Origin of the sequence: Bradyrhizobium sp. BRP56 (assembly GCF_020194035.1) — a bacterium.
Classification (GTDB): Bacteria; Pseudomonadota; Alphaproteobacteria; order Rhizobiales; family Xanthobacteraceae; genus Bradyrhizobium; species Bradyrhizobium australafricanum.
Genome location: NZ_JADYVV010000076.1, coordinates 22,857 through 46,241 on the forward strand (window position 1 = coordinate 22,857; position 23,385 = coordinate 46,241).

At 64.9% G+C, this 23,385-nt stretch carries 22 protein-coding genes, 1 pseudogene and 1 riboswitch; of the genes and pseudogenes, 11 read left to right on the top strand and 12 right to left on the bottom strand.

Translation table 11 applies throughout. The annotated features are described in order from the left end of the window. The first annotated feature begins 591 nt into the window (after window positions 1–591). On the top strand, window positions 592–2,571 hold the full coding sequence (locus I6F38_RS36360) for a TonB-dependent siderophore receptor (RefSeq protein ID WP_225163793.1): 1,980 nt from the start codon (window positions 592–594) through the stop codon (window positions 2,569–2,571). Between the two features lie 66 nt (window positions 2,572–2,637). On the opposite strand, the gene I6F38_RS36365 is transcribed toward I6F38_RS36360, so the two are convergent. From I6F38_RS36365 to I6F38_RS36375, 3 genes are read right to left on the bottom strand one after another with little or no spacing between them, the layout of a single operon-like run. Further along, window positions 2,638–4,023: an ATP-binding protein gene (locus I6F38_RS36365; protein WP_028333083.1), complete on the bottom strand. Its 1,386-nt coding sequence runs from the start codon at window positions 4,021–4,023 to the stop codon at window positions 2,638–2,640. Window positions 4,024–4,044: 21 nt separating this feature from the next. Continuing rightward, window positions 4,045–4,767, bottom strand: a complete 723-nt coding sequence (locus tag I6F38_RS36370) for a response regulator transcription factor (protein WP_162136690.1) — start codon at window positions 4,765–4,767, stop codon at window positions 4,045–4,047. A gap of 1 nt (window position 4,768) precedes the next feature. After that, complete coding sequence (locus I6F38_RS36375; RefSeq protein WP_176937171.1) at window positions 4,769–5,293, bottom strand: MarR family winged helix-turn-helix transcriptional regulator; 525 nt, start codon at window positions 5,291–5,293, stop codon at window positions 4,769–4,771. 354 nt (window positions 5,294–5,647) lie between these two features. Between I6F38_RS36375 and I6F38_RS36380 the strand changes: the two genes are divergently transcribed. From I6F38_RS36380 to I6F38_RS36395, 4 genes are all read left to right on the top strand, one after another. Then, a complete protein-coding gene (locus I6F38_RS36380) occupies window positions 5,648–6,727 on the top strand; it encodes a branched-chain amino acid aminotransferase (RefSeq protein WP_225163794.1) in 1,080 nt (359 codons plus the stop codon). A 269-nt stretch (window positions 6,728–6,996) separates the two neighbouring features. Continuing rightward, complete coding sequence (hisS, locus tag I6F38_RS36385) at window positions 6,997–8,511, top strand: histidine--tRNA ligase (RefSeq protein ID WP_225163795.1); 1,515 nt, start codon at window positions 6,997–6,999, stop codon at window positions 8,509–8,511. A gap of 119 nt (window positions 8,512–8,630) precedes the next feature. After that, window positions 8,631–8,834, top strand: coding sequence for a tautomerase family protein (locus I6F38_RS36390; RefSeq protein WP_018269806.1), 204 nt, complete (start codon window positions 8,631–8,633; stop codon window positions 8,832–8,834). 182 nt (window positions 8,835–9,016) lie between these two features. Next, the gene (locus I6F38_RS36395; RefSeq protein ID WP_225163796.1) at window positions 9,017–9,427 is read left to right on the top strand and encodes a thioesterase family protein; all 411 of its coding nucleotides are present in this window, start codon (window positions 9,017–9,019) and stop codon (window positions 9,425–9,427) included. Between the two features lie 123 nt (window positions 9,428–9,550). On the opposite strand, the gene proC is transcribed toward I6F38_RS36395, so the two are convergent. Further along, window positions 9,551–10,426, bottom strand: a complete 876-nt coding sequence (gene proC, locus I6F38_RS36400) for a pyrroline-5-carboxylate reductase (RefSeq protein WP_225163808.1) — start codon at window positions 10,424–10,426, stop codon at window positions 9,551–9,553. 150 nt (window positions 10,427–10,576) lie between these two features. After that, on the bottom strand, window positions 10,577–11,077 hold the full coding sequence (locus I6F38_RS36405; protein WP_225163797.1) for a YbjN domain-containing protein: 501 nt from the start codon (window positions 11,075–11,077) through the stop codon (window positions 10,577–10,579). A 441-nt stretch (window positions 11,078–11,518) separates the two neighbouring features. Then, a riboswitch (FMN riboswitch) is annotated at window positions 11,519–11,672 on the top strand. 78 nt (window positions 11,673–11,750) lie between these two features. Here I6F38_RS36405 and I6F38_RS36410 point away from each other — a divergent pair. Both I6F38_RS36410 and I6F38_RS36415 read left to right on the top strand, forming a co-directional pair. After that, window positions 11,751–12,332, top strand: coding sequence for a 6,7-dimethyl-8-ribityllumazine synthase (locus I6F38_RS36410; RefSeq protein ID WP_038388176.1), 582 nt, complete (start codon window positions 11,751–11,753; stop codon window positions 12,330–12,332). A 104-nt stretch (window positions 12,333–12,436) separates the two neighbouring features. After that, window positions 12,437–13,243: an SDR family oxidoreductase gene (locus tag I6F38_RS36415; protein WP_225163798.1), complete on the top strand. Its 807-nt coding sequence runs from the start codon at window positions 12,437–12,439 to the stop codon at window positions 13,241–13,243. 154 nt (window positions 13,244–13,397) lie between these two features. Here the strand turns inward: I6F38_RS36415 and I6F38_RS36420 are convergent, their stop codons facing one another. The 7 genes and pseudogenes from I6F38_RS36420 to I6F38_RS36450 all read right to left on the bottom strand — a co-directional run bounded on the left by I6F38_RS36420 (window position 13,398) and on the right by I6F38_RS36450 (window position 19,839). Further along, window positions 13,398–14,351: a ribose-phosphate pyrophosphokinase gene (locus I6F38_RS36420; RefSeq protein ID WP_028344316.1), complete on the bottom strand. Its 954-nt coding sequence runs from the start codon at window positions 14,349–14,351 to the stop codon at window positions 13,398–13,400. Window positions 14,352–14,530: 179 nt separating this feature from the next. Next, on the bottom strand, window positions 14,531–15,151 hold the full coding sequence (locus I6F38_RS36425) for a hypothetical protein (protein WP_225163799.1): 621 nt from the start codon (window positions 15,149–15,151) through the stop codon (window positions 14,531–14,533). A 102-nt stretch (window positions 15,152–15,253) separates the two neighbouring features. Next, window positions 15,254–16,186 (bottom strand): MerR family transcriptional regulator, encoded by a 933-nt coding sequence (locus tag I6F38_RS36430; protein ID WP_225163800.1) that lies wholly within the window; start codon window positions 16,184–16,186, stop codon window positions 15,254–15,256. Between the two features lie 137 nt (window positions 16,187–16,323). Beyond that, on the bottom strand, window positions 16,324–17,091 hold the full coding sequence (gene pgeF, locus I6F38_RS36435; RefSeq protein ID WP_225163801.1) for a peptidoglycan editing factor PgeF: 768 nt from the start codon (window positions 17,089–17,091) through the stop codon (window positions 16,324–16,326). After that, window positions 17,088–18,146, bottom strand: coding sequence for an SAM-dependent methyltransferase (locus I6F38_RS36440; protein WP_076825587.1), 1,059 nt, complete (start codon window positions 18,144–18,146; stop codon window positions 17,088–17,090). The genes pgeF and I6F38_RS36440 overlap by 4 nt, the downstream gene beginning before the upstream one ends. Before the next feature lie 99 nt (window positions 18,147–18,245). After that, window positions 18,246–19,088, bottom strand: a complete 843-nt coding sequence (lgt, locus tag I6F38_RS36445) for a prolipoprotein diacylglyceryl transferase (protein WP_225163802.1) — start codon at window positions 19,086–19,088, stop codon at window positions 18,246–18,248. A gap of 15 nt (window positions 19,089–19,103) precedes the next feature. Next, window positions 19,104–19,839, bottom strand: a pseudogene (locus I6F38_RS36450) (dienelactone hydrolase family protein). A gap of 177 nt (window positions 19,840–20,016) precedes the next feature. On the opposite strand from I6F38_RS36450, the gene I6F38_RS36455 reads away from it, so the two are divergent. The 4 genes from I6F38_RS36455 to ychF all read left to right on the top strand — a co-directional run bounded on the left by I6F38_RS36455 (window position 20,017) and on the right by ychF (window position 23,105). Then, a complete protein-coding gene (locus tag I6F38_RS36455) occupies window positions 20,017–20,277 on the top strand; it encodes an accessory factor UbiK family protein (protein ID WP_050384261.1) in 261 nt (86 codons plus the stop codon). A gap of 276 nt (window positions 20,278–20,553) precedes the next feature. Then, window positions 20,554–21,276 carry a 50S ribosomal protein L25/general stress protein Ctc gene (locus I6F38_RS36460; protein WP_225163803.1) on the top strand — a complete coding sequence of 241 codons (723 nt, stop codon included), beginning with the start codon at window positions 20,554–20,556 and terminating at the stop codon, window positions 21,274–21,276. A gap of 55 nt (window positions 21,277–21,331) precedes the next feature. Beyond that, complete coding sequence (gene pth / locus I6F38_RS36465; RefSeq protein ID WP_225163804.1) at window positions 21,332–21,946, top strand: aminoacyl-tRNA hydrolase; 615 nt, start codon at window positions 21,332–21,334, stop codon at window positions 21,944–21,946. A gap of 61 nt (window positions 21,947–22,007) precedes the next feature. After that, on the top strand, window positions 22,008–23,105 hold the full coding sequence (gene ychF / locus I6F38_RS36470) for a redox-regulated ATPase YchF (protein WP_225163805.1): 1,098 nt from the start codon (window positions 22,008–22,010) through the stop codon (window positions 23,103–23,105). Window positions 23,106–23,385: the final 280 nt, after the last annotated feature.

The window sequence follows — 23,385 nt, forward strand, 5'->3', positions numbered from 1 at the left end:
GTTCGAGACTCTCTGCGAGAGACGACGTGCATCGCATTCGTTGTGTCGAAAGCCTGACGCGCCAACATGTCGTTTTGAATCGTTCCAGCGTTGCGCATCTTGAATCACTCCAGTGTTGCGCTTCGTTGCTGCTTCCATCGATTCTATTTTGCGCGTGTGGAATTTCGATCATCCCGCCGATAGAAGTCCGCCCCAATCGATGTCGGCCTTGTCGCAAACGCGGCTCGATCGATGTCGGCGTAAGGCAATGTGGGGATTTGTTCGGTGGGAATGGCTTCGTTGCGGAGCAAGCGCGGTTTGCTCGGATCAACGGCTGCGATCAATGCAGCGCTACTCGGTTCGGTCATACTTGTGCCAATGGGCACAGACGTCGCCTACGCTCAGGCGCAGACAAGTCCTCCGCAGAACAATGTCAGCGAACTTCCCGCAGTGACGGTGGATGAACCTGGCGCCGCAAAAAAGCGCGGTGCCGTCGTTTCAAGTCAGAACACCAGGACTTCGCGCGCGGTCGCGGCGAATCGGCGCCGCAATGTGACTGCGCCCGCCCAGAGTCAGGCTCCGCGGTCGCAAGGCACAGGAGGCGCGATCGGTATGACGACGGGTTACGTCGCGACCGCGAGCACGGCCGGCACCAAGACCAGCACTGCGCTGATCGAGACACCGCAGTCGCTTTCGGTCGTGACGCAAAAGGAGCTGAGGGATCGCAACGTTCAGACGCTCAAGGACGCCGTCAGCTACACGCCCGGTGTGACGACCACGGCGTTCGGCTATGATCCAAGGTTCGATAGCTTCTACATCCGTGGCTTCGATGCGACCTATACGGGGATCTATCGCGACGGCCTGCGTCAGGGCGGCGGCAACTTCGCCATTCCCAAGATCGAACCTTACGGTCTCGACAGCGTGTCGATCCTGCGCGGACCAGCCTCGGGCCTCTATGGCCTCGGCTCTCCGGGAGGCATCGTGGATGTCACGACCAAGCGGCCGCCGTTGACGGCATTCGGTGAGGTGCAGCTGCAGGGCGGCACCTACGACCGTTACCAGGGCAGTTTCGATGTCGGTGGTCCGGTGCCCGGCAGCGATCAGCTGTACTACCGGCTGACGGGTCTGCTCCGCGACGCAAAGACCTGGTATCCGGGCAACGACGACGATCGCGCCTATATCGCGCCGGCGCTGACCTGGCGGCCCGACGCCGACACGTCCTTCACCATCCTCAGCGAATATCAAAGCAGCCGAACCGCCGCGAGCATCGGCAACTTCCGCACGCCCGACGGACAATTGACCAACATCTATTCGAATGATCCGGCATTCAGCGCGATGGATCAGAAGCAATATCGCATCGGCTACGCGTTCGAGCACAATGTCGACGACGTGTGGACGGTGCGGCAGAACTTCCGCTTCTACCAGGTCGACGTCGACGCGAAATACACCCAGATCGATTCGATCGACAGCAGCACCAATCTGGCGTCGCGGTCCGCCTGGCGGATACTGGACAGCTTCAACACGGTGACGCTCGACAATCAGGCCGAGGCCAAGTTCATGCTCGGCGCGATCAAGAATACCGTGCTGTTCGGTGTCGACTACGGTCACTCCTACTACAACGACAAGATCGGTTACGGGCCGGCGCCCGATCTCAATCTCCTGACCATGAACTACGGCGCCCAGGCGATCGCGACGCCGACATTCTCGATCTTCAACAAGCAGTCGACCGACGAGGTCGGTGTCTATGCACAGGAGCAGGCCAAGCTCGGCGGCTTCATTCTGACGCTCAATGGGCGCCAGAGCTGGGTGTCGCAGACGACGACCGCGGGTCTGGACGGCGTGCCGTCAACGCAAAAGGCCACCGCCTTCACGGGCCGTGCGGGCCTCAGCTACGTCTTCGACAACGGCATTGCGCCCTATATCAGCTACGCGACGGCATTCGCCCCGCAGGTCGGCGTCGACGCATCCGGATTGCCGTTCAGGCCGACCACCGGCGAGCAGAAGGAAGTGGGCATCAAGTATCAGATGCCGAACGTTCCGGTGCTGTTGACCGCCGCGGTGTTCGACATCACGCAGGACAATGTGCTGCGCACCGATCCGAACAACATGGCGTTCCAGGCAGCGACCGGGCAGGTCGAATCCAAGGGCGTGGAGCTCGAGGCGAAGCTGGCGCTCAAGCAGGGATTTGATCTCACCGCCGCCTACACCCATCTCAACGTCGTGATCACGCAGGGCAATCCCGATACGACCGGCAATGAGCTCTCCGGCATTCCGAGGAATTCCTTCGCCGCCTTCGGCAAATATACGTTCCAGTCCGGCGTGCCCGTCGAGGGCCTCGGGCTTGGTCTCGGCGTGCGTTATATCGGCACGAACTTCGGCAACGACCAGAACACGTTCCAGAATGCGGCGACGACGCTGTTCGATGCGGTGATCGATTACGATCTGGGCAAGCTGGACCGGCGCTTCCTCGGCGCCACCGCGCGCCTGAACGCGACCAATCTGTTCGACACGCACTACCAGACCTGCCAGTCCGGTTACTGTTATGCCGGCGAACGGCGGCAGGTCATCGGCTCCTTGTCCTACCGCTGGTAGCTCGAATTTGTTGTTTGGACGCGTTTTCTTGACGCGAACCGGCGTCCACTTCGCTCGAAAACGCTGTTACACGGGCACCCGCACGACGGCGCGCAGGCCGCCCATCGGGCTTTCGCTGAGCATGATGTCGCCGCCATGCGAGCGGGCGATGTCGCGGGCGATTGCAAGCCCGAGCCCGGTGCCGCCTTCGTCCTGGTTGCGGGCATCGTCGAGCCGCAGGAACGGCTTGAACACCTCCTCGCGCATGTCGGCGGGGATGCCCGGCCCGTCGTCGTCGACGGTGACGTTGAGATAGCGGTGGTCGCGATGGCCGGTGATCGAGATGGTGTTGGCGTGGCGCGCCGCGTTGGAGACGAGGTTGGCGAGACAGCGCTTGAACGAGGCCGGCTTCACCGTGACGACGGGCAGGCCGTGGAATGCAACGGTTGCGGTGTGGCCGTGGCGCTCGGCGTCGCTGCGCAATTCCTCCAGCGCCAACGCCATGTCGGTCGGCTGCGCGACCTCGCCGGAATCGCCGCGCGCGAAGGCAAGGTAGTCCTCCAGCATCATCGACATCTCGTCGACGTCCTTGCGCATCGCGTCGATCTCGGGACCTTCGCCGATCAGGGCAAGCTCGAGCTTGAACCGGGTCAGGATGGTGCGCAGATCATGCGATACGCCGGCGAGCATCGCGGTGCGCTGCTCGATCGAACGCTCGACGCGTGCTTTCATCTCGATGAAGGCCTGCGCCGCGCGCCGTACCTCGCGCGCGCCGCGTGGCCGGAAGTTCGGCGCCTCGCGGCCCTTGCCGAAACTTTCGGCGGCGTCGGCGAGCCGCAGGATCGGCTTGATCTGGTTGCGCAGGAACAGCACGGCGACGATCAGGAGGATCGTCGAGGTGCCGAGCATCCAGAAGATGAAGATCTCCGAATTGGAGGCGTAGGCGGCGCTGCGCTGGGCGAAGATCCGCATCACCGAATCGTCGAGCTGCACGCGGATCTCGACCAAATTGGATTTGCCGACGGTGTCGATCCAGAACGGACGGCTGATCTGGCGGCCGAGCTGCACCGACAGCGTCTGGTCGAGCAGCGAGAAGAACGGCTTCGGCCCGGGCGGCGGCATGTCGCCGGCGGGAAGGAAGTCGACCACCAGCTGCAGTTTCTGGGCGATGCGGCGGAGCTGCGCGCGGTCCTTGTCCTGCGGGTAGCTCTTGTAGACGTCGATCAGCGCGGCGATATCGGACACCACCGCGGCCGATAGGCGCCGCGTCACCGTGTTCCAGTGCCGCTCCATGAACACGAACGCCACCACGGTCTGCAGGATCACCATCGGCACGATCATGATCAGCAGCGCGCGGGCATAGAGGCCGGTCGGCATCCAGCTCTTGAACGCATTGCCCATCCAGCCGTTCGCCTTCGAGACGCGCTGCGAGGCGTTGCGGATCAGGGTCAGGCCGGAGTCGAGCGTGCTCATGGCAGCATCTTTGGCAGCATCTTATGGCGAGGCGACCAGGCGATAGCCGATGCCGCGCACCGCCTGCAGGAATAGCGGATTGGCGGGATCGTGCTCGATCTTGCGGCGCAGGCGGTTGATCTGCACGTCGACCGCGCGTTCGTTGACGGTGCCGCCGGAGGTCAACTCGGCGCGCGGCACGGTCTCGCCGGGCGCGCTGGCGAGGATGCGCAGCATCTCGCGCTCGCGATCGGTGAGATGGATGATCTCCTCGCCCTGACGCAGTTCGCTGCGCTCGATGTGGAAGATATAGGGGCCGAACGCGATCTGCTCGACGACCGCGACCTGCGGCGGCGCAGTGCGCTTGAGGATATTGCCGATCCGGAGCACCAGCTCGCGCGGCTCGAACGGCTTGGCGACATAATCGTCGGCGCCGATCTGCAGGCCCTCGATGCGGGCTTCCGCCTCGTGGCGGGCGGTCAGCATGATGATCGGCACCGTCGAGGAGCTGCGGATGAAGCGGGCGAGGTCGAAGCCGTTCTCGCCGGGCATCATCACGTCGAGGATCAGCAGGTCGAAATGCAGCCCGAGCAGCTTGGCGCGCGCATCGGTGGCGCTCATTGCCGTCGTGACCCGGTAGCCTTCGCCGGAGAGAAAGCGCGACAACAGGTCGCGAATACGGCGGTCGTCGTCGACCAGCAGAAGGTGCGGCGCGTCGTCGGCCGGCTCGACCGGCGCGCGCATCATGGTTGCAGCCTGCACCAGCTCACTCCCTCGTTTTTCTGCCGCCGCCGAAGATCGCTTCGAGCACCTTGTCGGGATCGTCGCGGTCGATCATCGCGCGGAGGAATTGGCGAACCGTCTCGACGCCGGCCGGATCGATGCCGGCGACCGCGCGGTTGATGCGGTCGGTCTGCAGCCCTGCGAGCTTGGCGACCAGCGCCTCGCCCTTCGGGGTGGCGTAGAGCAGGCGCTGCCGGCGGTCGTTGTTGCCGGTCTTCTGCACGATGTAGCCCTCGTCCAAGAGCTGCTTGAGCACGCGCCCGAGCGACTGCTTGGTGATGCGCAGGACGTCGAGCAGGTCGGCGACCTTCAGCCCCGGATAGCGGGTCACGAAGTGGATGACGCGGTGGTGGGCGCGGCCGAAGCCGAACGCCTCCAGCTCCTGGTCGGCATCGCCGACAAAGTCGCGGTAGGCGAAGAACAACAGCTCGATGATGTCCCAGCGCAGGTCGCGTACCCCCGCCCCAGGAGCGTTGTCGTCTCCCTGCGAATCGGGCTTGGCAGCCATGCCTGAGAAATTTATGTCAGTCATATTGACGTATCTTGGGTTCAATGTTACAAAACTGCCTGTCACGACGAAACATTAGGTCGTTTTGTCCTCGACAGCGTTTAAGGCGGCCTGAACGAGCCTGTGAGGCGGTTTGGGCCGCAAATTGGACTACCGTGCGATTGTCGAGCGGCATTTCGGCAAACATACTGGACTTCAGCATTCCGCAAAAGCATGTCTAAACGGCATGTTGGCGATGGAAGTCGGCGGCGCGGCCGGCGGTGGTGAAGTTCGGGCCAGCCGAGCCTGATGGCTCCGGGGGAAACAGGCCGGCGCCGGGTATCGCGCCGGTTCCGACAGCGGAAAGCAAGAAAAATGACTTTGAAATTTGACATCCAGCCTTCGCCGAATGCGACGTCCGACAAGGATCGCGCGGCGAAGCTCGTGGACCCCGGCTTCGGCCGGGTCTTTACCGATCACATGGCGATCGTCCGCTACAGCCAGGGCAAGGGCTGGCACAGCGCCCGCGTCGAGGCCCGCGCGAATTTTCCGCTCGATCCGGCCGGCGCGGTGCTGCACTACGCCCAGGAAATTTTCGAAGGTCTCAAGGCCTACAAGCGCGACGACGGCGGCGTGAACCTGTTTCGGCCGGACGCCAACGCCCGCCGCTTCCATGATTCGGCCGAGCGCATGGCGATGGCGCCGTTGCCCGAGGATTTGTTCATCGATGCGGTCGAGCAGCTGGTTCGGATCGATCGCGCCTGGATCCCGGGCGGCGAGGGCAGTCTCTATCTGCGGCCCTTCATGATCGCGAGCGAGGTCTTCCTCGGCGTGAAGCCGTCGGCCGAATACATCTTCTCGGTCATCGCCTCGCCGGTCGGCTCCTATTTCAAGGGTGGCCCTGCGCCGGTGTCGATCTGGGTGTCGGAGAATTACACGCGCGCCGCAATCGGCGGCACCGGTGCCGTCAAATGCGGCGGCAACTACGCCGCCAGCCTGCGCGCGCAGGCCGAGGCGATCGAACGGGGCTGCGACCAGGTCGTGTTCCTCGATGCGGTCGAGCGCCGTTACATCGAGGAGCTCGGCGGCATGAACGTGTTCTTCGTGTTCGACGACGGCTCGCTGCTGACGCCTCCGCTCGGCACCATCCTGCCCGGCATCACCCGCGACTCGATCATCGCGCTTGCCAAGGATGCCGGCACGCGCGTGCGCGAGGAGCCCTACACGATCCAGCAATGGCGCGCTGACGCCGCCAGCGGCAAGCTGAAGGAGGCGTTCGCCTGCGGCACCGCGGCCGTCATCTCGCCGATCGGCAAGGTGTGCTCGGCGAACGGCGACTTCCAGATCAGCGGCGGCGTGGCCGGGCCGGTCGCCATGGGCCTGCGCAAGAAGCTGGTCGACATCCAGTACGGTCGCACCAACGACCCGCATAACTGGATCAGGAACGTCGCCTGATTGGCGATTTGGCGGACGTAAGGTAGGCACGCTCTCCGACTCCCTCGCCCCGCGCTTGCGGGGAGAGGGTGGGGTGAGGGGCTTCCTCCACATTGGGGCTCGCGGAGAGTCCCCCTCACCCGGAATTCAAGCTACGCTTGAATTCCGACCTCTCCCCGCAAGCGGGGCGAGGTAAGAGCGGCCGGATACCTTGCTCCGCGCCGCCTCGGCTGGTAACCCGGCGTTCTATTTGTAAGCTACCGCGGCTTACAGACCTTGTAGCGCATGACATGGCCGAGAAACCCAAAAAACCCCAGAAACTGAAGGCGCGCCTGCCGCGCGGGCTGGAAGATCGCGGCCCGGCCGCGATCAATGCCACGCGGGCGATGGTGGAGAAGATCCGCGCCGTCTACGAGCTCTACGGCTTCGAGCCGGTGGAGACGCCGGCGATGGAATACACCGACGCGCTCGGCAAGTTCCTGCCCGACCAGGACCGTCCCAACGAGGGCGTGTTCTCGTTCCAGGACGATGACGAGCAGTGGATCTCGCTGCGCTACGACCTCACCGCGCCGCTGGCGCGCTATGTCGCGGAAAACTTCGACGCGCTGCCGAAGCCTTATCGGTCGTATCGGTTCGGCTATGTCTTCCGCAACGAGAAGCCGGGTCCCGGCCGCTTCCGTCAGTTCATGCAGTTCGACGCCGACACCGTCGGCTCGGCGACGCCGGCGGCCGACGCCGAGATCTGCATGATGGCGGCCGACACGATGGAAGCGCTCGGCATTCCGCGCGGCTCCTATGTCGTGAAGGTGAACAACCGCAAGGTGCTCGACGGCGTGCTCGAGGCGATCGGTCTCGGCGGTGACGAGAATGCAGGCCGTCGCCTCACCGTGCTGCGCGCGATCGACAAGCTCGACAAATTTCCCGCCGAGGAAGTTCGCAAGCTGCTTGGTGCCGGACGATGGGATGGCGGCGAAGAAGGCAAGGGCGACTTTACCAAGGGCGCCGACCTGAGCCCCGCGGATGCCGATATCGTCCTGGCCGTCACGCAGAAGCGTGACGATTGGCGAGAGGCGATTGCTGCGGCCGAGACCTATCTGGCGAAGAGCGAAGTTGGTCAGGCCGGCGTGAGCGAGCTCGAAGAGATCGCCAAGCTGGTCGCGGCGTCCGGCTATGGCGCGGATCGCATCCGCATCGATCCCACTGTCGTTCGCGGCCTCGAATATTACACCGGCCCGGTCTACGAGGTAGAGCTGCTGCTCGACACCAAGGATGAGAAGGGCCGCCCGGTGCGGTTCGGCTCGGTCGGTGGCGGCGGCCGCTATGACGGCCTGGTCTCGCGCTTCCGCGGCGAGCCGGTGCCGGCAACGGGCTTCTCGATCGGCGTGTCGCGCCTGCAGGCCGCGCTGACGATGCTCGGCCAGCTCGACACGCGGGCCGAGTCCGGCCCTGTCGTCGTCACCGTGTTCGATCGCGATCGTGTCGCCGACTACCAGAAGATGGTCGCACAGTTGCGCCAGGCCGGCATCCGCGCCGAGCTCTATCTCGGCAATCCGAAGAACATGGGCAACCAGCTCAAATATGCCGATCGCCGCAACTCGCCCTGCGTGATCATCCAGGGCTCGGACGAGAAGGCGCGCGGCGAGGTGCAGATCAAGGATCTGATCGAGGGCGCCAAGGCCGCCGCTGCGATCGCCTCCAACCAGGAATGGCGTGAGACGCGTCCGGCGCAGTTCTCCTGCGCTGAGGCCGATCTGGTCGCCAGGGTCCGCGAGGTCCTGGCGCGGCATGACGTGGCGTGGGGATAGCCATTCGCTGGTGACGTCATGCCCGGCCTTGTGCCGGGCATCCACCTCTTGTTTGATGCGCGGCGACGTGAATGGCCGGGAGGAGCCCGGCCATGGCGACAACAAGAGGGAGAGCAACGATGCCTGAGATCACCGTGAGCATGGCCGCCGGCCGCACCGACGAGCAGAAGCTCGGCATGATGCGCGACATCACCCAGGCGCTGGTGAAGAATCTCGGCGTCGATGCCGACGCGGTCGTGATCCAGATCAACGAAGCGCCGCTGCATCACAAGATGAAGGGCGGCAAGTCGTTCGTCGAGCGCGCGGCTGCGGCGAAAAAATAATTCGCATTCATTTCGTCGTCCCTGCCGAGTGCGCAATTGCGCACGGGAGCAGGGACCCATAACCACCGATGCCGGTGATTGGCAAAGGCTGCGACCTCAGCTTTCGACCGATTGATATTCGTGGTTATGGGTCCCGGGTCGCGCTTCGCTTGCCCGGGACGACACCTGTTTTGAGGCGCCCAATGGATGCACGCGACTTCATCAAGATCGGCATGAGCGCCGAGCGCATGCTCGTGGTGCCGCCGGAGCGCACCGTCGGTCACTTCGTGCCGGGCATGCCGATGGTCTATGCGACGCCGATGATGATCCTCGACATGGAGATGGCGTCGGGCGATGCCATTCGCGCCGCGCTGCAGCCCGGTTGGGTCACGGTCGGGACCGAGGTCGATATCCGCCATCTCGCCGCCGCGCTGGTCGGCGCCACCGTGCGGACGACCTCAAAAGTGATCGCGGTCGAACGCCGCGTGATCCGCTTCGAGGTCGAGGCCTTTGAGGGCTCGCGCAAGCTCGGCGAAGGCCGCCATGCCCGCGGTCTGATCAATGTCGAAAGCTTCAACAAGCGGCTGGCCGGGACGTCGGGTTCGGCGCAGTAGGCGGCCTGTGTCGTTGGTCCGGCGAACTCGTCATGCGCGGGCCTGACCCGCGCATCCATCAAGGAAGAAAGCGTCCTTGTTCGATGGATTGCCGGGTCAAGCCCGGCAATGACGGTGCATGCGCTACTTCGCCAATTCCCTTGAGCGCCTTGTCGCGGCGGCAACCGCGCGGGTCATCAGCGGCTGCATGCCGTCATTGGCCATCAGCACCTCGAGTGCCGCAGCGGTGGTGCCGCCGGGCGAGGTGACGTTCTGCCGCAGGGTCGCCGACGGCAGATCCGAGCGATGCAGCAACTCGCCGGAGCCGGCGACGGTCGCCCGCGCCAGCGTGGTCGCAAGCTGCTCCGGCAGGCCGGCCGCAACGCCGGCGCGTGCCAGCTCCTCGGCGAGCAGGAAGACATAGGCCGGGCCCGAGCCGGAGACCGCGGTCACCGCGTCCATCAGGCTCTCATCGTCGACCCATTCGACGAGCCCGGTCGCTTTCAGCAGCGCATCGGTCATCGCGCGCTGCGCGGCGGTGACGCGCTTCGACGGTACGGCAACGGTGATGCCGCGGCCGATCGCCGCCGGCGTGTTCGGCATCGCGCGCACCACGGCGCCGCCGACAATCTCTTCCAGCGCTGACATGGTCGTGCCGGCCATGATCGAAACGACGAGCGTCGAGGGACCGACGAAGGATTTCAGTGCGGCGCCGGCGTCGCGGAATGATTGCGGCTTCACCGCGACGACAAGCGTGTCGACCGTGCCGAGATCCTTCGCTTGCGGATTGAGCCGCACGCCCTTTGCGGCAAGCGCGGAAATCTCCGGCGAGAGATACGGGTCGATCACCGCGACGTGCTCGGGTGCAAGGCCCTGCGCGAGCCAGCCGGTCAGCATGGCGCCGCCCATCTTGCCCGCGCCCGCGAGCGCGATGGTGCCGGTCGAGTTTTTCAGTGCGCTGCTCGTGCTCACAGGCGTCTCCACAAACCCGGTGTCGTCCCGGCGAAAGCCGGGACCCATAACCACAGGCGGTTCTAGTGAAGTGAAGCGCGAGCCACAAGCTGCCAAATGTCATTGCCGGGCTTGACCCGGCAATCCATCGGAATGAAAGCAGCTTTGTCGGATGGATGCGCGGGTCAAGCCCGCGCATGACTATTGAGTCCGTGGAGCTTACGCCTCGCCCTCGGTATCGAACATCGCCGCGGCCATCGCCTCGGCGGTCGACTTGCCGGCCCATACCACGAACTGGAACGCCGGGTAGTAGCGCTCGCAGGCGTGGATCGCGTTGACCACCATGGCCTCGCACTGCGCGGTGGAGGCGGTGAGACCGCCGGGCAGCACCAGCGCCTGACGGTGCATCACCATGCCGGTGTGGGTCCACAGATCGAAATGGCCGACCCACAATTGTTCGTTGATCGCGGCGACCAGCCGCTGCACCTCGGCGCGCCGCGCCGGCGGCATCTTCATGTCGAAGGCGCAGGCGAGATGCAGCGCCTCGATCTCGCCCATCCAGGTGAACGAGAGCTGATAATCGATCCAGTCTCCCTTGGAGACGATCGTCACCTCGTCTTCGCCGGAACGCTCGAACGCCCAGTTGTTGTCGGTGGCGATATCTTCGACCACCGCAAGCGGGTTATTCCGGGAATCGATGATGCTTTCGAGGAGGGACATGCCGTCTCGGACCTTGTTCTTATGATCGCTTGATACGCACACGGAAGCCGGCACTTGCGACATACTGCGTCGTGGCCGAGTGCAGTTCCTGATGCGGGCTTCCGGATGCCCCTGGACCTGACGCCGATGAAGTGATGTGATTTGCGGAATCCGCGCAACCGCACGCCGAGTCCGTCCACAGCCAAAGCGCGCATCGTCCACAGCTGATCTCCGCCACATCTGCGATTTTGAGAACAAATCGGAATCTAGGCGTTCGCGTAACGCTTTGTTAACCATTTGCCGGCGCTTCGCCGCGCCCGTGAATCAGCCGTCGGGCCCTCGCATCAACCTTGCAGAGCCGCAACGTGCTCATGGGGACATGCCGTTTCCCCATGCCAAAGGCCTTGCCCGGCTGTCGCGCTTTGGTCATATTTCTGCTCAGGCACGTCCATTCTGGGCGTGCCGAGTTCTCAGGGCGGGGTGAAAATCCCCACCGGCGGTAAGGGTGATGAGCCCAAGCCCGCGAGCGCCTTCCTCCGCGAAGCCGGGGGAAGGGTCAGCAGATTCGGTGCAATTCCGAAGCCGACGGTTACAGTCCGGATGAAAGAGAACGGTTGCGGCGGCCAACGCGATTTTCGCGTGGGCTCGTGTCGTTGTCCGTGTGCCCTGATTCTGGTCCTGAAAGAGGAAAGCCATGAATCAGATGTTGCAAGACCAAGACGTTCAAGCTTCTCAAGTCCAAACCTCCCAGGCAGAAAGTGCTCCCGATACGCCGGCCATTCCGCCGGCGCCGGAGCATCCGCACTTCGCAAAGCCGCAGCGCGTTGCCTTCGTGCAGTCGTCCTGGCATCGCGACGTGGTGGAAGAGTGCCGCATCTCCTTCCTGAAGGAGATCGAGGCGCGTCACATCACCAATGTCGACGTGTTCGAGGTGCCGGGCTCGTTCGAGATCCCGCTGCATGCCCAGCTGCTGGCGAAGACCCGCCGCTACACCGCGATCGTCGCGGCCGGGCTCGTCGTCGATGGCGGCATCTACCGCCACGAATTCGTCGCCGACACCGTGATCAAGGCGTTGATGGATGTGCAATTGCGCACCGAGGTGCCGGTGTTCTCGGCGGTGCTGACGCCGCAGCAATTCCACGAGACCGAGGTGCATTACGAGTTCTTCCGCAAGCACTTCGTCATCAAGGGGATCGAGGTCGCGGAAGCCTGCGCCAACACGCTGCTCAGCCTCGAGCGTCTGCGCGGCCAGGTCGCGGCGGGGATTCCCGGCTAGCATCGGCGGAAAAGCGATTCCGGCATGCGTGCCGGGATCGCTCTCGCCTGCGGCGCGTTCGGCTATGCTTGCGGTATAAAACCAAAACGCGCGGGAGGCGCCCCATGACCGAACAACATTCCTCCGACTGGCTCGGCCTGTCGGGCCGCGTTGCCGTCGTCACCGGCGGAGGCGGCGGTATCGGCCGCGCCACCGCCGTCAGTTTCGCGCGGGCCGGCGCCAGGGTCGCCGCGCTCGATCGCGACGAGCGCTCCCTCGCGGAGACCAAGGCACAGCTTGGCGAGTTCGGCGACGGTCATCTCGTCGCGACCTGCGACACGACCAGCGAGGACAATGTCGCGGCAGCCGCCGACGCCGTCGCGCGCACGCTCGGCGCTTGCGACATCCTCGTCAACACCGCGGCGGTGCTGCGTCCGGGCGGGCTCGACACGCTGCCGCTCGCGGAATGGAATGCGGTGCTGGCGGTCAATCTCACCGGCTATTTCATCTGCGCCCAGGCGTTCGGCCACCAGATGCGCAAGGCCGGACGCGGCAGCCTCATCCACGTCGCCTCGATCGCTGCCAGCAATGCGCAGGGGCAGAGCGGCGCCTACAGCGTCAGCAAGGCCGCGGTCGTCATGCTCTCGCAGCAACTCGCCGCCGAATGGGGGCCGCATGGCATCCGCAGCAATGTGGTGAGCCCCGGCCTTGTCGTGACGCCGATGAGCCAGGCCTTCTACGACACGCCAGGGGTCACCGAGCGGCGCACCGCCGTGGTGCCGATGCGCCGGATCGGCGCAACGCAGGACATGGCGGACGCGACCCTGTTCCTGGCCAGCGACCGCTCGTCATACGTCAATGGTGAGGAGATCATCGTCGATGGCGGCTATGCGCGGACGCTGATGAGCCACGTTCCACGGCCGGGGTTTTAGCGGGGTGGCTGCCACATACTCGGTGTCGTCCCGGCCTTGAGCCGGGACCCATAACCACGAATGTTTGTTGTCACGAAAGCTAGGGCCACAGTGGCTCTCCACAATGGAGGCCTGTGGTTATGGGTCCCGGCTTTCGCCGGGACGACAGTGGGGCTTAATCGAACAGGCTGGAAACCGACTCTTCCGCCGCGGTGCGGCCGATCGCTTCGGCAATCAGTCCGGCGATCGAGATCTGGCGGATGTTCGGTGCCTTGTTGACGGCTTCCGTCGGCAGGATCGAGTCGGTGATGACCAGTTCCTTCAGACGCGACGAGGCGATGCGCGCGGCGGCGCCGCCGGACAGCACGCCGTGGGTGATGTAGGCCGAGACTTCCTTGGCGCCGTGCGCGATCAGCGCCTCGGCCGCATTCACCAGAGTGCCGCCGGAATCGACGATGTCGTCGACCAGGATGCAGTTGTAGCCGGCGACGTCGCCGATCACGTTCATCACCTCGGACTCGCCGGGGCGCTCGCGGCGCTTGTCGACGATCGCAAGCGGGGTGTTGATGCGCTTGGCGAGGCCGCGGGCACGCGCCACGCCGCCGACGTCGGGCGACACCACCATCACCTTGGCGAGGTCGAATTTCTCCTTGATGTCGCGCACCATCAGGGGCGCCGCGAACAGGTTGTCGGTCGGGATGTCGAAGAAGCCCTGGATCTGGCCGGCATGCAGGTCGAGCGTCATGACGCGGTCGACGCCGGCGTGCGAGATCAGGTTGGCGACCAGCTTGGCCGAGATCGGCGTACGCGAGCCGGACCTGCGATCCTGCCTGGCATAGCCGAAATAGGGTACCACCGCGGTGATGCGGCGCGCCGAGGAACGGCGCAGCGCGTCGGTGATGATCAACAGTTCCATCAGATTGTCGTTGGCCGGAAACGACGTCGACTGCAGGATGAACATGTCCGAACCGCGGACGTTCTCCTGGATCTCGACGAAGATCTCCATGTCGGCGAAGCGCCGGACCACGGCCTTGGTCAGTTCGATGCCAAGTCCCTTGGCGATGTCCTGCGCCAGCGCAGGATTGGAGTTGCCGGCGACGAGCTTGATTGATCCGTTCTTTGCCGACATCGATGCTTCCCCCCGCGCCTTGCTGGATACGACGTTCAGCATCTCAAGTCCTTACAGAACCGGCGGGTTTTCGGTGCGCGAGGGAATATCAGGCAGGCGCATCCGATGGCAACCCATTAGCCGGCTTTGGCCGCCGTTTTCCTGGGCAAAAAACGCATTTCCCCGGGCGATAACGGGGTTTAGTCGGCGGAATAGCCGAGCGCCACGGTCTCGGGCGCGGCGGGGGCCGGGGCGCTTGCCACCGTGGGCCCGCGGAGGTCCGGTGCCGGGGCGGGCGCGAGGCTGTCCGCCGGGCCGCCATTGATCATGCCGGACAGGCCGCTGAGGCCGGCCTGGGCGATCTTGCGCAGCACCAGGTCGTCGGCGGCGGCCCACGCGTCGCGGCCGGCCTTGCCGGCGGGCTCCTCGCCGGAGAGCCGCAGCGCGCGTTGCTGGTTGCTGTCGTAGACGTCCCACACCCACGCGATCATGGTGCGGCCGCGCACCACCTGCGCCGACAGATAGCTGCGCACGCGATAGGCGGCAGCGCCCTGGCGCGACACGATCGACAGGCTGCGCAGCTTGGACTCGCTGTCGAGCACGCCGACCATGCGGTCGAACACCTGGGGCGGCGGGCCGTCGATCGATTCGAACGCAACGGTTGCGCCGCTGCTCGCCGGCGTGGCCATGGCGTAGGAGTCGGCCACATTGCCGCCGGCCGCGCAGCCGCCAAGCGCGCACGCGATCGCGAGCCACGAGCATGCGATCGCGGCACGCACGGCTGTCCCAGTTTGAAACTGGCGGTTCGACGCTTCCCTCATTGCGTCCTGCGATATCGTTAAAACGGCTTAACGTCTAGGGCAGGACGGCCACAGCGCTTAACCGATCCGGGCGGTGCGCCGCGAGGTTTCGGATTTCCCTGCTCAGTCAGAGAGATGGTGCCGCATGGCTGCGGTGATCCAGGCCCATTCGCGGTTCGGGCTCGCGTCCGGCGGTTGCCCACGCATGATGGCGACGAGCTCCCAATAGCGCGCGGCACGGGCGTCGTGCAGGGCATATTTGCCGCGGATCCAGTTGCGGAATTCCAGATCAGGTTTTCGCTTCAGCAATCGCGCCGATGTTTCCAGCCAGTCGCGCGCCAGCGCCTGGCCGGCCTCCGACGTCGGGCCGAGGTCGCGAGCGATAATCTCCCTGGCTCTCGCCAGCACGGTTTCGTTGGCCGCTTGCCAGGCGGCGAGATCCAGCACGTGGTGATTCCAGACGTCCTCCGCGTTGGCGCGGATGTTGGCGACGAGGGAGGGGTCGTTGAGCATCTCCGAAAGCTCGATCCAGGCATCGCACTGCTCGGGCGTCGGCTCGTCGGGCAATTCGGGCACGCTGGTCTCGATCATCTGCCGGATCCATTTCCGGTCGATGTTGATGCCGTCGGACACCTTCTCGAAAAAGCGTTCGACGACGTTGCGGCGCTCGGCGCGGGACAGCTGCGTCATGGTCAGGAATCTCCTCAAATCTGCTTCGGTGAGTTGCGGTGAACGCAACGCAGCCCGCAGGGCCGAGGCGACGCGGCGCTGGGCCGCGATCTCCGCTTCCAGCGTCTCGAGGCGAAGCTGCAGCGCCTCGACCAGCGAGAGTTCCTTGGTCAGGACCTCGCGGATGGCGTCGAGACCGAGCCCCGCATCGCGCAGGCAGCGGATCAGGTCGAGGCGAACCAGTTCGTCGTCGGTGAAGACGCGATAGCCGCTCGCGGTGCGGCCGGCCGGCGGCAGCAACCCCTGGTCCGAATAGAAGCGGAGCTTGCGGACGCTGATTCCGCTGAGCCGCGCCGCCTCGCCGATGCTGTAGGTGCGTTGTGTCATGCGCCGCTTGTCCGGTCTCCAGCAGGTGGAGAGTCAAGACGCTTGTCGCACAAAAATCGCCCAGATTTTATTCTGACGCGCTTTCCTCACCGCGAACCGGTATCCACTTCGCGGGAAAACGCTCTGGATGCCCGGCGTCAGCTTTCCAGCGCGATGGCGTGAACGAGCCGGCCGTAATCGGCTTCCTTGCGGTGCACGGAGCGGCGGTAGCTGAAGCAGCGCTCGTCGGAATAGGTATCGATGCCGAGATCGTCGATCATCAGCACGCCGGCATTTTCCAGCCGCATGCGGATGAAGCCGGCAAGATCGAACATCGCGTGTCCGTCGCGTTCGGCGGGCAGGAAGAACATGCCGTTCTCCGCATCGGCCTCGATGAAGCGTTCGACGAATTCGTTGCCGACCTCGTAGGATTCCTTGCGGATCAGCGGGCCGATGGCGGCGACGATGCCGCCGCGCTCGGCGCCGAGCTTCTCCATCGCGTCGATGGTCGATTCCAGCACCCCGGTCAGCGCGCCCTTCCAGCCGGCATGCGCCGCGCCGATCACCCGTGCATTGGGATCGACGAACAGGATCGGGCCGCAGTCGGCCGTCGTGACCGAAATCGCAAGGCCCTCGGTGCGCGTCACAAGCGCGTCCGCCTTCGGGCGCACGGCGCCATTCCATGGACCGGTCACGGCCACGACGTCAGGCGAGTGAACCTGATGCACGCTGACGAGGTGATCGAGCGGCACGCCGAGCTGCTCCGCCATCCGTCGCCGGTTCTCCGCGACCTTGGCCGGATCGTCGCGCGAGCCGAGCCCGCCATTGAGGGCGGCATAGATGCCCTCCGACACGCCGCCCTCGCGCGAGAAGAAGGCGTGGCGCAGGCCCGGAATGGCCGACAGCAGCGGTGATCCCAATGTCATTGTTCGGTCTCGTCAGGCTGATCGCTCAATCCGGCGATCGAGGTGAGGCGCGGGTCGGAGATGGCCATGACCTTGAACATCGAGCCCATCCCGCCGCGTCCGGAATCGGTCAGCCGCTTCAGCGCACCGGCGACGTCGGCGGAGACTTCGGGGCTTGCCTTCGCCATCAACCCGGCCGCACGGGCCTCGACGCCGAGACGCTTGAGGAAGTCGCCCTGCGTCGCCGGTCCGTGGACGCGCGCGCCGACATCCTCGGCGGCCCGCGCCAGGGCCTGGAAATCGACATGCGCGGTCACGTCGGCCTGTCCCGGGTTCTTCAGCGGGTCGGCGAAGCTGTGGCGCGCGATCGCCTGGAAAGTGTCGCCGGCGTCGCTGCGCAGATGGCCGTAATCGATGATCAGCGCGGCGCCGTCCTGGTCGCGCAGCCGCGTGGCGAGCTTCATGATCTCGTTGTCGGGCCGCCATTCGAACACCGCGCCGAGCGGGGCGGCGCGCACCAGCGGCGGCAGCAGCACCTCGAAATGCGGCGTCGGCTCGGGCGCGGGCGCGAAATACAGATTGCCATTGGCATCCATCCCGACCGTGCGCTCATGCCAGCCGGTCTCGCGGCGGACCATTTGGTGGATCGGCAGCACGTCGAAATATTCGTTGGCGAGGATCACCGCCGGTCCCTCGGGGACGTCGTCGATGTTGTCGTGCCAGGTGATGTTGCGCACGCCCGTCAGCGTCGCGTACTGCTTCTCGCGCAGCACCGGATTGACCTCGACGAGGTGGATGCTGAGCGACTGGTAGAGCGGTGGCAGCACGCGCAGCGCACGCAGCGCGTCGGACATCATGGTGCCGCGGCCGGGCCCGAGCTCGATCAGGCGGAACGTCTCCGGCGAGCCGATCGCGCGCCAGATCGAGGCGCTCCACAGCCCGAGCAGTTCGCCGAACATCTGGCTGACCTCGGGCGCCGTGGTGAAATCGCCCTCGCGGCCGAGCGGATCGCGCGACAGATAGTAGCCGTACCGCGGATGCATCAGGCACAATTCCATGTAGCGCCAGACCGGCATCGGCCCGGACAGCTTGATCAGCTTCCTGATCTCATCCAGCAGCGGGGAGGGTTCGTTCACGGCCTTCCTTGGATTGCACTTGCTTTAGATTGAACTTGCTTAGGTTGAACTCGGTGCCGGACCGTTCGCCCTGCGGCGGGCGGCGGCCGTGATGATGATAACGCCCACGATGATCATTGGCACCGACAGCAGCATGCCCATGGTTAGTCCGCCCCACAGGAATCCGAGTTGCGGGTCGGGCTCCCTGAAGTGCTCGCCGATGATTCGGGCAACGCCATAGATCGTGATGAAGCTGCCGAGGATCAGGCCGGGACGCTTCAGCGCGCCCATCCGGATCATGATCGCCAGCGCCGCGAACAGCACGATGCCCTCGAGCCCGGCCTCGTAGAGCTGGCTCGGATGCCGCGGCAGCGGCCCGCCATTGGGGAAGATCATGGCCCAGGGCAGGCTCGGATCGGCGTGACGGCCCCACAATTCGCTGTTGATGAAATTGGCGAGCCGCCCGAGGAACAGCCCGATCGGCGCGACCGCGGTGGTAATGTCGCCGAGCGACAGGATCGGGATGTTGTTGCGGCGGGCAAACAGCATCACCGCGGCGACGCAGCCGAGGAAGCCGCCGTGGAACGACATGCCGCCCTTCCACAATTCTAGGATTTCGCCCGGATGCGCGATGAAGAAGGGCAAATTGTAGAACAGCACATAGCCGGTGCGGCCGCCGACGATGATGCCGATGGTGACCCAGAGGATGAAATCGTCAAGCTGCGGCAGCGTGATCGGCGCCGGGCCGCCCCACAGCCGTTCCTTCTTGATCAGTGAGCGGGCGTAGATCCAGCCCAGCACGATGCCGACGATGTAGGCCAGCGCATACCAGCGGATCACGATCGGCCCGAGCGAGAGCGCGACGGGATTGAATACCGGAAAGTCGATCAGCAGGAACGGCATCGTGCGTCTTGAGACTCAGCTCACGAGGTTGCGCCGGTAGAGCGCGAGGAGCCGCTCCCAATGGCGTTCGGCGGCGTCGCGGTCATAGACCGGACGCTTGGGGAACGCAAAGCCGTGATGCGTGCCGGGATAGATCTCGACCTCGTTGTTCGATCCCTTCATGCCGGCCTTCACCTGCTCGATGATTTCCTGTGGCGCGTAGATATCGGTCTCGGCGCAGGCGAAATAGAGTTCGGCCTTTGTCCTTTGCGCGGCAAGATGCGGACTGTCGGGCTGATCGGTCGCCAGATGCGTGCCGTAGACCGAGGCGGCGGCCTTGACGCGATCGCCGAAATGCGTCGCCGCGTTCACGGCGTAGCGGCCGCTCATGCAATAGCCGACGGTGCCGATGATCCTGGTGTTGGCCGCCTTCTGCGTCTCGGCATAGGCGAGCAGGCTCTCGGTGTCTTCCATCACCAGCGGGATGTTGAGCGAGTGCATCAGCTCGAACATGCGCTTGCGCTCGGGCGATTCCGGGATCGGGATTGATCGGGCCGAGCTCCATCACGCCGGCGCGGTAATACATATTGGGCAGCATCACATAATAGCCTGACGTGCCGAGCCGGCGCGCCATGTCGCGCAGCTCCTCGCGGATCGCCGGCGCGTCCATGTAGAAGATGACGACGGGGAAGGGGCCGCCGCGCTCGGGATGGGTGATGAAGGTGGTGGTCTTGCCGTCCTTGGTCGGGATCTCGACGGTCTGGTCGATCATGGCGTTTCTGCTCGCGTTATGTGTGCGATTTCTGTTGTGAGTTCATACGATTGCAAGGAAACCGGAGCATGACAAGGCAAGCCTCGGGAGGCCTGCCATTCGCGGCGGACTTGAACCGGATGGCTGAGATCGCCATTGTCTTTGGCGCGAGGCAGTGAACGCGGAGAGTTTTGCGAAATGACCCAGACCAGCAACCGGTTTTTCGATGAGATCGGCCGTCTGATGAACGATGCCGCGGGCGCCGCCCAGGGCGTCAAGCGCGAGGTCGACACGGTCATGCGCAACCAGGCGGAACGGATCCTGCGCGATCTCGACGTGGTCAAGCGCGAGGAATTCGACGCGGTCAAGGACATGGCCCGCCTGGCGCGCGAGGAGAACGAGGCGCTGAAGGCGAGGATCGCCGCGCTGGAAGCCAAGCTCGGCGGTACGGCCGGCTGAAACGGCCCGGAGCGCAGCCCCCGTAGCCCGGATGGAGCGAAGCGCAATCCGGGGCCGGCCCGCGGAGGCAGTGGTCCCGGATTTCGCTTCGCTCCATCCGGGCTACGATCCTCGCTCGGTAACCCAAGAAAAATCCCTTCATTTCCTTGTCATTTAGGCCCTTTGGGGCTAAAAGCCCGCCACGTCCGCGGCCCCCGCACCCCTGGAGGCTTGCTGTGGACCTGAGCATGGGCCGCGCTGCGGCCTTTAACTTTTTAAATACAAGGACTTAACGCTATGGCGACCGTCAAGGAATTGAAGGCGACCGCGCGTCCGAAGAGCGGCAAGGGGGCCGCCCGGGCAGAGCGTCGCGCCGGGAGAGTTCCCGGAGTGATCTACGGAGACAACCAGCCCCCCGTCACCATCTCGGTCGACGACCGTGAACTGCGCCAGCGCATCCTGGCGGGCCGGTTCCTCACCACGCTGTTCGACATCGATCTCGAGGGCAAGAAGCATCGCGTGATTCCGCGCGACTACCACCTCGACCCGGTGAAGGACTTCCCGGTCCATGTCGACTTCATGCGGCTCGGCGAAGGCGCCACCATCCGCGTCAGCGTTCCGCTGCACGTCGTGAACGCGGAAACCGCCCCCGGCATCAAGCGCGGCGGCACCGTGAACATCGTCACCCACGCGCTCGAGCTCGAATGCGCGGTCGACAACATTCCGCAATACATCGAAGCCGACGTCGGCAGCCTCGAGATCAGCCACTCGCTGCATCTCTCCGACATCAAGCTGCCCAAGGGCGTGAAGTCGCTGACCCGCGAGGACGCGACCCTGGTCACCCTCGTGCCGCCGTCCGGCTACGCCGAAGAGCAGAAGGCTGCGGCTGCGGCTGCTGCCGGTGGCGCTGCTCCGGCCGCGGGTGCTGCAGCTCCGGCCGCTGCGGCGGCTCCGGCTGCGGGTGCTGCAGCTCCGGCCGCGGGTGCCAAGGCTCCCGCCGGTGGCGACAAGAAGAAGTAACCGATCAGGTCGGCGCGCGATCGTCTGATGGCGCGCCGACGCGGGATGCCGCGCCATGCGCCTTTTTGTCGGTCTCGGTAATCCCGGCGCGAAATACGCCAGCAACCGGCACAATATCGGTTTCCTGGCGGTCGATGAGATTGCACGGCGTCATGGTTTCGCACCATGGCGCCGTCGCTTTCAGGGCGAGACCTCCGAGGGCGTCGTCGATCGCGAGAAGGTCGTGCTGCTGAAGCCGACCACCTACATGAACGAGTCCGGGCGTGCGGTGCAGGAAGCGGCGAACTTCTTCAAGCTCGCGCCCTCCGACATCACCGTGTTCCAGGACGAGCTCGAACTGCCGCCCGCCAAGGTGCGGGTCAAGATCGGCGGCGGGATCGCCGGCCACAACGGCCTGCGCTCGATCTCCGCGCATATCGGCAACGAGTATCGGCGGGTGCGGCTCGGGATCGGTCATCCCGGCGTCAAGGAGCTCGTGCACAGCCACGTGCTGTCGGACTTCGCCAGGAGCGACCGGGCGTGGGTGGAGGCCTTGTGCCAGGCCGTTGCCGACAATGCCGGCCTGCTGGCTGCGGGGCACGACGCGTCGTTCGCCAACAAGGTGCATCTGACGATGCAGGCCAAGGGATTTTTCGACAAGGGTGAGAACGGCGGCGAGAAGCCGGCCTGATCTCCCTTATCCGTCATCGGCACGAGCCCGCCATGACGAACCAGAGATTATCGAGGAAGACATGGGATTCAAATGCGGGATCGTCGGGCTGCCTAACGTCGGCAAGTCGACGCTGTTCAATGCGCTGACCGAGACGGCGGCCGCCCAGGCGGCGAACTATCCGTTCTGCACCATCGAGCCGAATGTCGGCGAGGTCGCGGTACCCGATCCGCGGCTGGAGCAGCTCGCGGCGGTCGCGAAGTCCGCGCAGATCATTCCGACCCGGCTGACCTTCGTCGACATCGCGGGCCTCGTCCGCGGCGCGTCGCAGGGCGAAGGTCTCGGTAACCAGTTCCTCGCCAACATCCGCGAGGTCGACGCCATCGCCCATGTGGTGCGCTGCTTCGAGGATTCCGACATCACCCATGTCGAAGGCAAGATCGCGCCGCTCGCCGACATCGAGACCATCGAGACCGAGCTGATGCTGTCCGATCTCGACAGCCTCGAGAAGCGCGTCGACAACCTCTCGAAGAAGGCCAAGGGCAACGACAAGGAAGCCAAGGAGCAGCTCGAGCTGGTCAACCGCGCGCTGGTGTTGCTGCGCGACGGCAAGCCTGCCCGCGGACTGGAGCGCAAGCCGGAGGAGGAGCGTGCGTTCCGCATGCTCGGGCTCCTGACCTCGAAGCCCGTGCTCTACGTCTGCAACGTCGAGGAAGGCTCGGCCAAGGACGGCAACAATTTCTCCAAGGCGGTGTTCGAACGCGCCAAGGAGGAGGGCGCGGTCGCGGTCGTGATCTCGGCCAAGATCGAATCCGAAATCGCGACGCTGTCGCGTGAGGAACGCACCGACTTCCTGGAGACGCTGGGTCTGGAAGAGGCCGGGCTCGATCGGCTGATCCGCGCCGGCTACCGGCTGCTCGATCTCATCACCTATTTCACCGTCGGCCCGAAGGAAGCGCGCGCCTGGACCATCGACCGCGGCACCAAGGCGCCCGCCGCCGCCGGCGTGATCCATACCGATTTCGAGAAGGGCTTCATCCGCGCCGAGACCATTGCCTATGCCGATTACATCGCCGGCAACGGCGAAGCCGGCGCGCGCGATGCAGGCAAGCTGCGGCTTGAAGGCAAGGAGTACGTCGTCGCCGACGGCGACGTCATGCATTTCCGCTTCAATACCTGAGCATCGATTTCGAGCTCGCTTTCTCCCCACGTCGTCCCGGGCAAGCGAAGCGCGATCCGGGACCCATAACCACAGGGTTGCGTTGTTGAAGCGAACTGTGGCCCCAGCTCGCTCCATCGCCACGTCCTGTGGTTATGGGGTCCCTGCTTTCGTGTTTGGTCCCTGCTGATTGGTTTGATGGAATCGGTGTAGAACGAGGCGTGGCCTTTGTCAGGGAGCACCTCGGGTCATGGAACTGAGCCTGCACGCGAACGCCACGACGACGCCGAAGACGCGCGCC

What these genes read in the sequence shown, in the direction of transcription:
- I6F38_RS36360 (WP_225163793.1), top strand. Translation starts at nt 592, where the DNA reads ATGACGACGGGTTACGTCGCGACCGCGAGCACGGCCGGCACCAAGACC.
- I6F38_RS36365 (WP_028333083.1), bottom strand. Translation starts at nt 4,023, where the DNA reads ATGAGCACGCTCGACTCCGGCCTGACCCTGATCCGCAACGCCTCGCAG.
- I6F38_RS36375 (WP_176937171.1), bottom strand. Translation starts at nt 5,293, where the DNA reads ATGGCTGCCAAGCCCGATTCGCAGGGAGACGACAACGCTCCTGGGGCG.
- I6F38_RS36380 (WP_225163794.1), top strand. Translation starts at nt 5,648, where the DNA reads ATGACTTTGAAATTTGACATCCAGCCTTCGCCGAATGCGACGTCCGAC.
- hisS (WP_225163795.1), top strand. Translation starts at nt 6,997, where the DNA reads ATGGCCGAGAAACCCAAAAAACCCCAGAAACTGAAGGCGCGCCTGCCG.
- I6F38_RS36390 (WP_018269806.1), top strand. Translation starts at nt 8,631, where the DNA reads ATGCCTGAGATCACCGTGAGCATGGCCGCCGGCCGCACCGACGAGCAG.
- I6F38_RS36395 (WP_225163796.1), top strand. Translation starts at nt 9,017, where the DNA reads ATGGATGCACGCGACTTCATCAAGATCGGCATGAGCGCCGAGCGCATG.
- proC (WP_225163808.1), bottom strand. Translation starts at nt 10,426, where the DNA reads ATGGGTCCCGGCTTTCGCCGGGACGACACCGGGTTTGTGGAGACGCCT.
- I6F38_RS36405 (WP_225163797.1), bottom strand. Translation starts at nt 11,077, where the DNA reads ATGTCCCTCCTCGAAAGCATCATCGATTCCCGGAATAACCCGCTTGCG.
- I6F38_RS36410 (WP_038388176.1), top strand. Translation starts at nt 11,751, where the DNA reads ATGAATCAGATGTTGCAAGACCAAGACGTTCAAGCTTCTCAAGTCCAA.
- I6F38_RS36415 (WP_225163798.1), top strand. Translation starts at nt 12,437, where the DNA reads ATGACCGAACAACATTCCTCCGACTGGCTCGGCCTGTCGGGCCGCGTT.
- I6F38_RS36420 (WP_028344316.1), bottom strand. Translation starts at nt 14,351, where the DNA reads ATGTCGGCAAAGAACGGATCAATCAAGCTCGTCGCCGGCAACTCCAAT.
- I6F38_RS36425 (WP_225163799.1), bottom strand. Translation starts at nt 15,151, where the DNA reads ATGAGGGAAGCGTCGAACCGCCAGTTTCAAACTGGGACAGCCGTGCGT.
- I6F38_RS36430 (WP_225163800.1), bottom strand. Translation starts at nt 16,186, where the DNA reads ATGACACAACGCACCTACAGCATCGGCGAGGCGGCGCGGCTCAGCGGA.
- pgeF (WP_225163801.1), bottom strand. Translation starts at nt 17,091, where the DNA reads ATGACATTGGGATCACCGCTGCTGTCGGCCATTCCGGGCCTGCGCCAC.
- I6F38_RS36440 (WP_076825587.1), bottom strand. Translation starts at nt 18,146, where the DNA reads ATGCCGGTCTGGCGCTACATGGAATTGTGCCTGATGCATCCGCGGTAC.
- lgt (WP_225163802.1), bottom strand. Translation starts at nt 19,088, where the DNA reads ATGCCGTTCCTGCTGATCGACTTTCCGGTATTCAATCCCGTCGCGCTC.
- I6F38_RS36455 (WP_050384261.1), top strand. Translation starts at nt 20,017, where the DNA reads ATGACCCAGACCAGCAACCGGTTTTTCGATGAGATCGGCCGTCTGATG.
- I6F38_RS36460 (WP_225163803.1), top strand. Translation starts at nt 20,554, where the DNA reads ATGGCGACCGTCAAGGAATTGAAGGCGACCGCGCGTCCGAAGAGCGGC.
- pth (WP_225163804.1), top strand. Translation starts at nt 21,332, where the DNA reads ATGCGCCTTTTTGTCGGTCTCGGTAATCCCGGCGCGAAATACGCCAGC.
- ychF (WP_225163805.1), top strand. Translation starts at nt 22,008, where the DNA reads ATGGGATTCAAATGCGGGATCGTCGGGCTGCCTAACGTCGGCAAGTCG.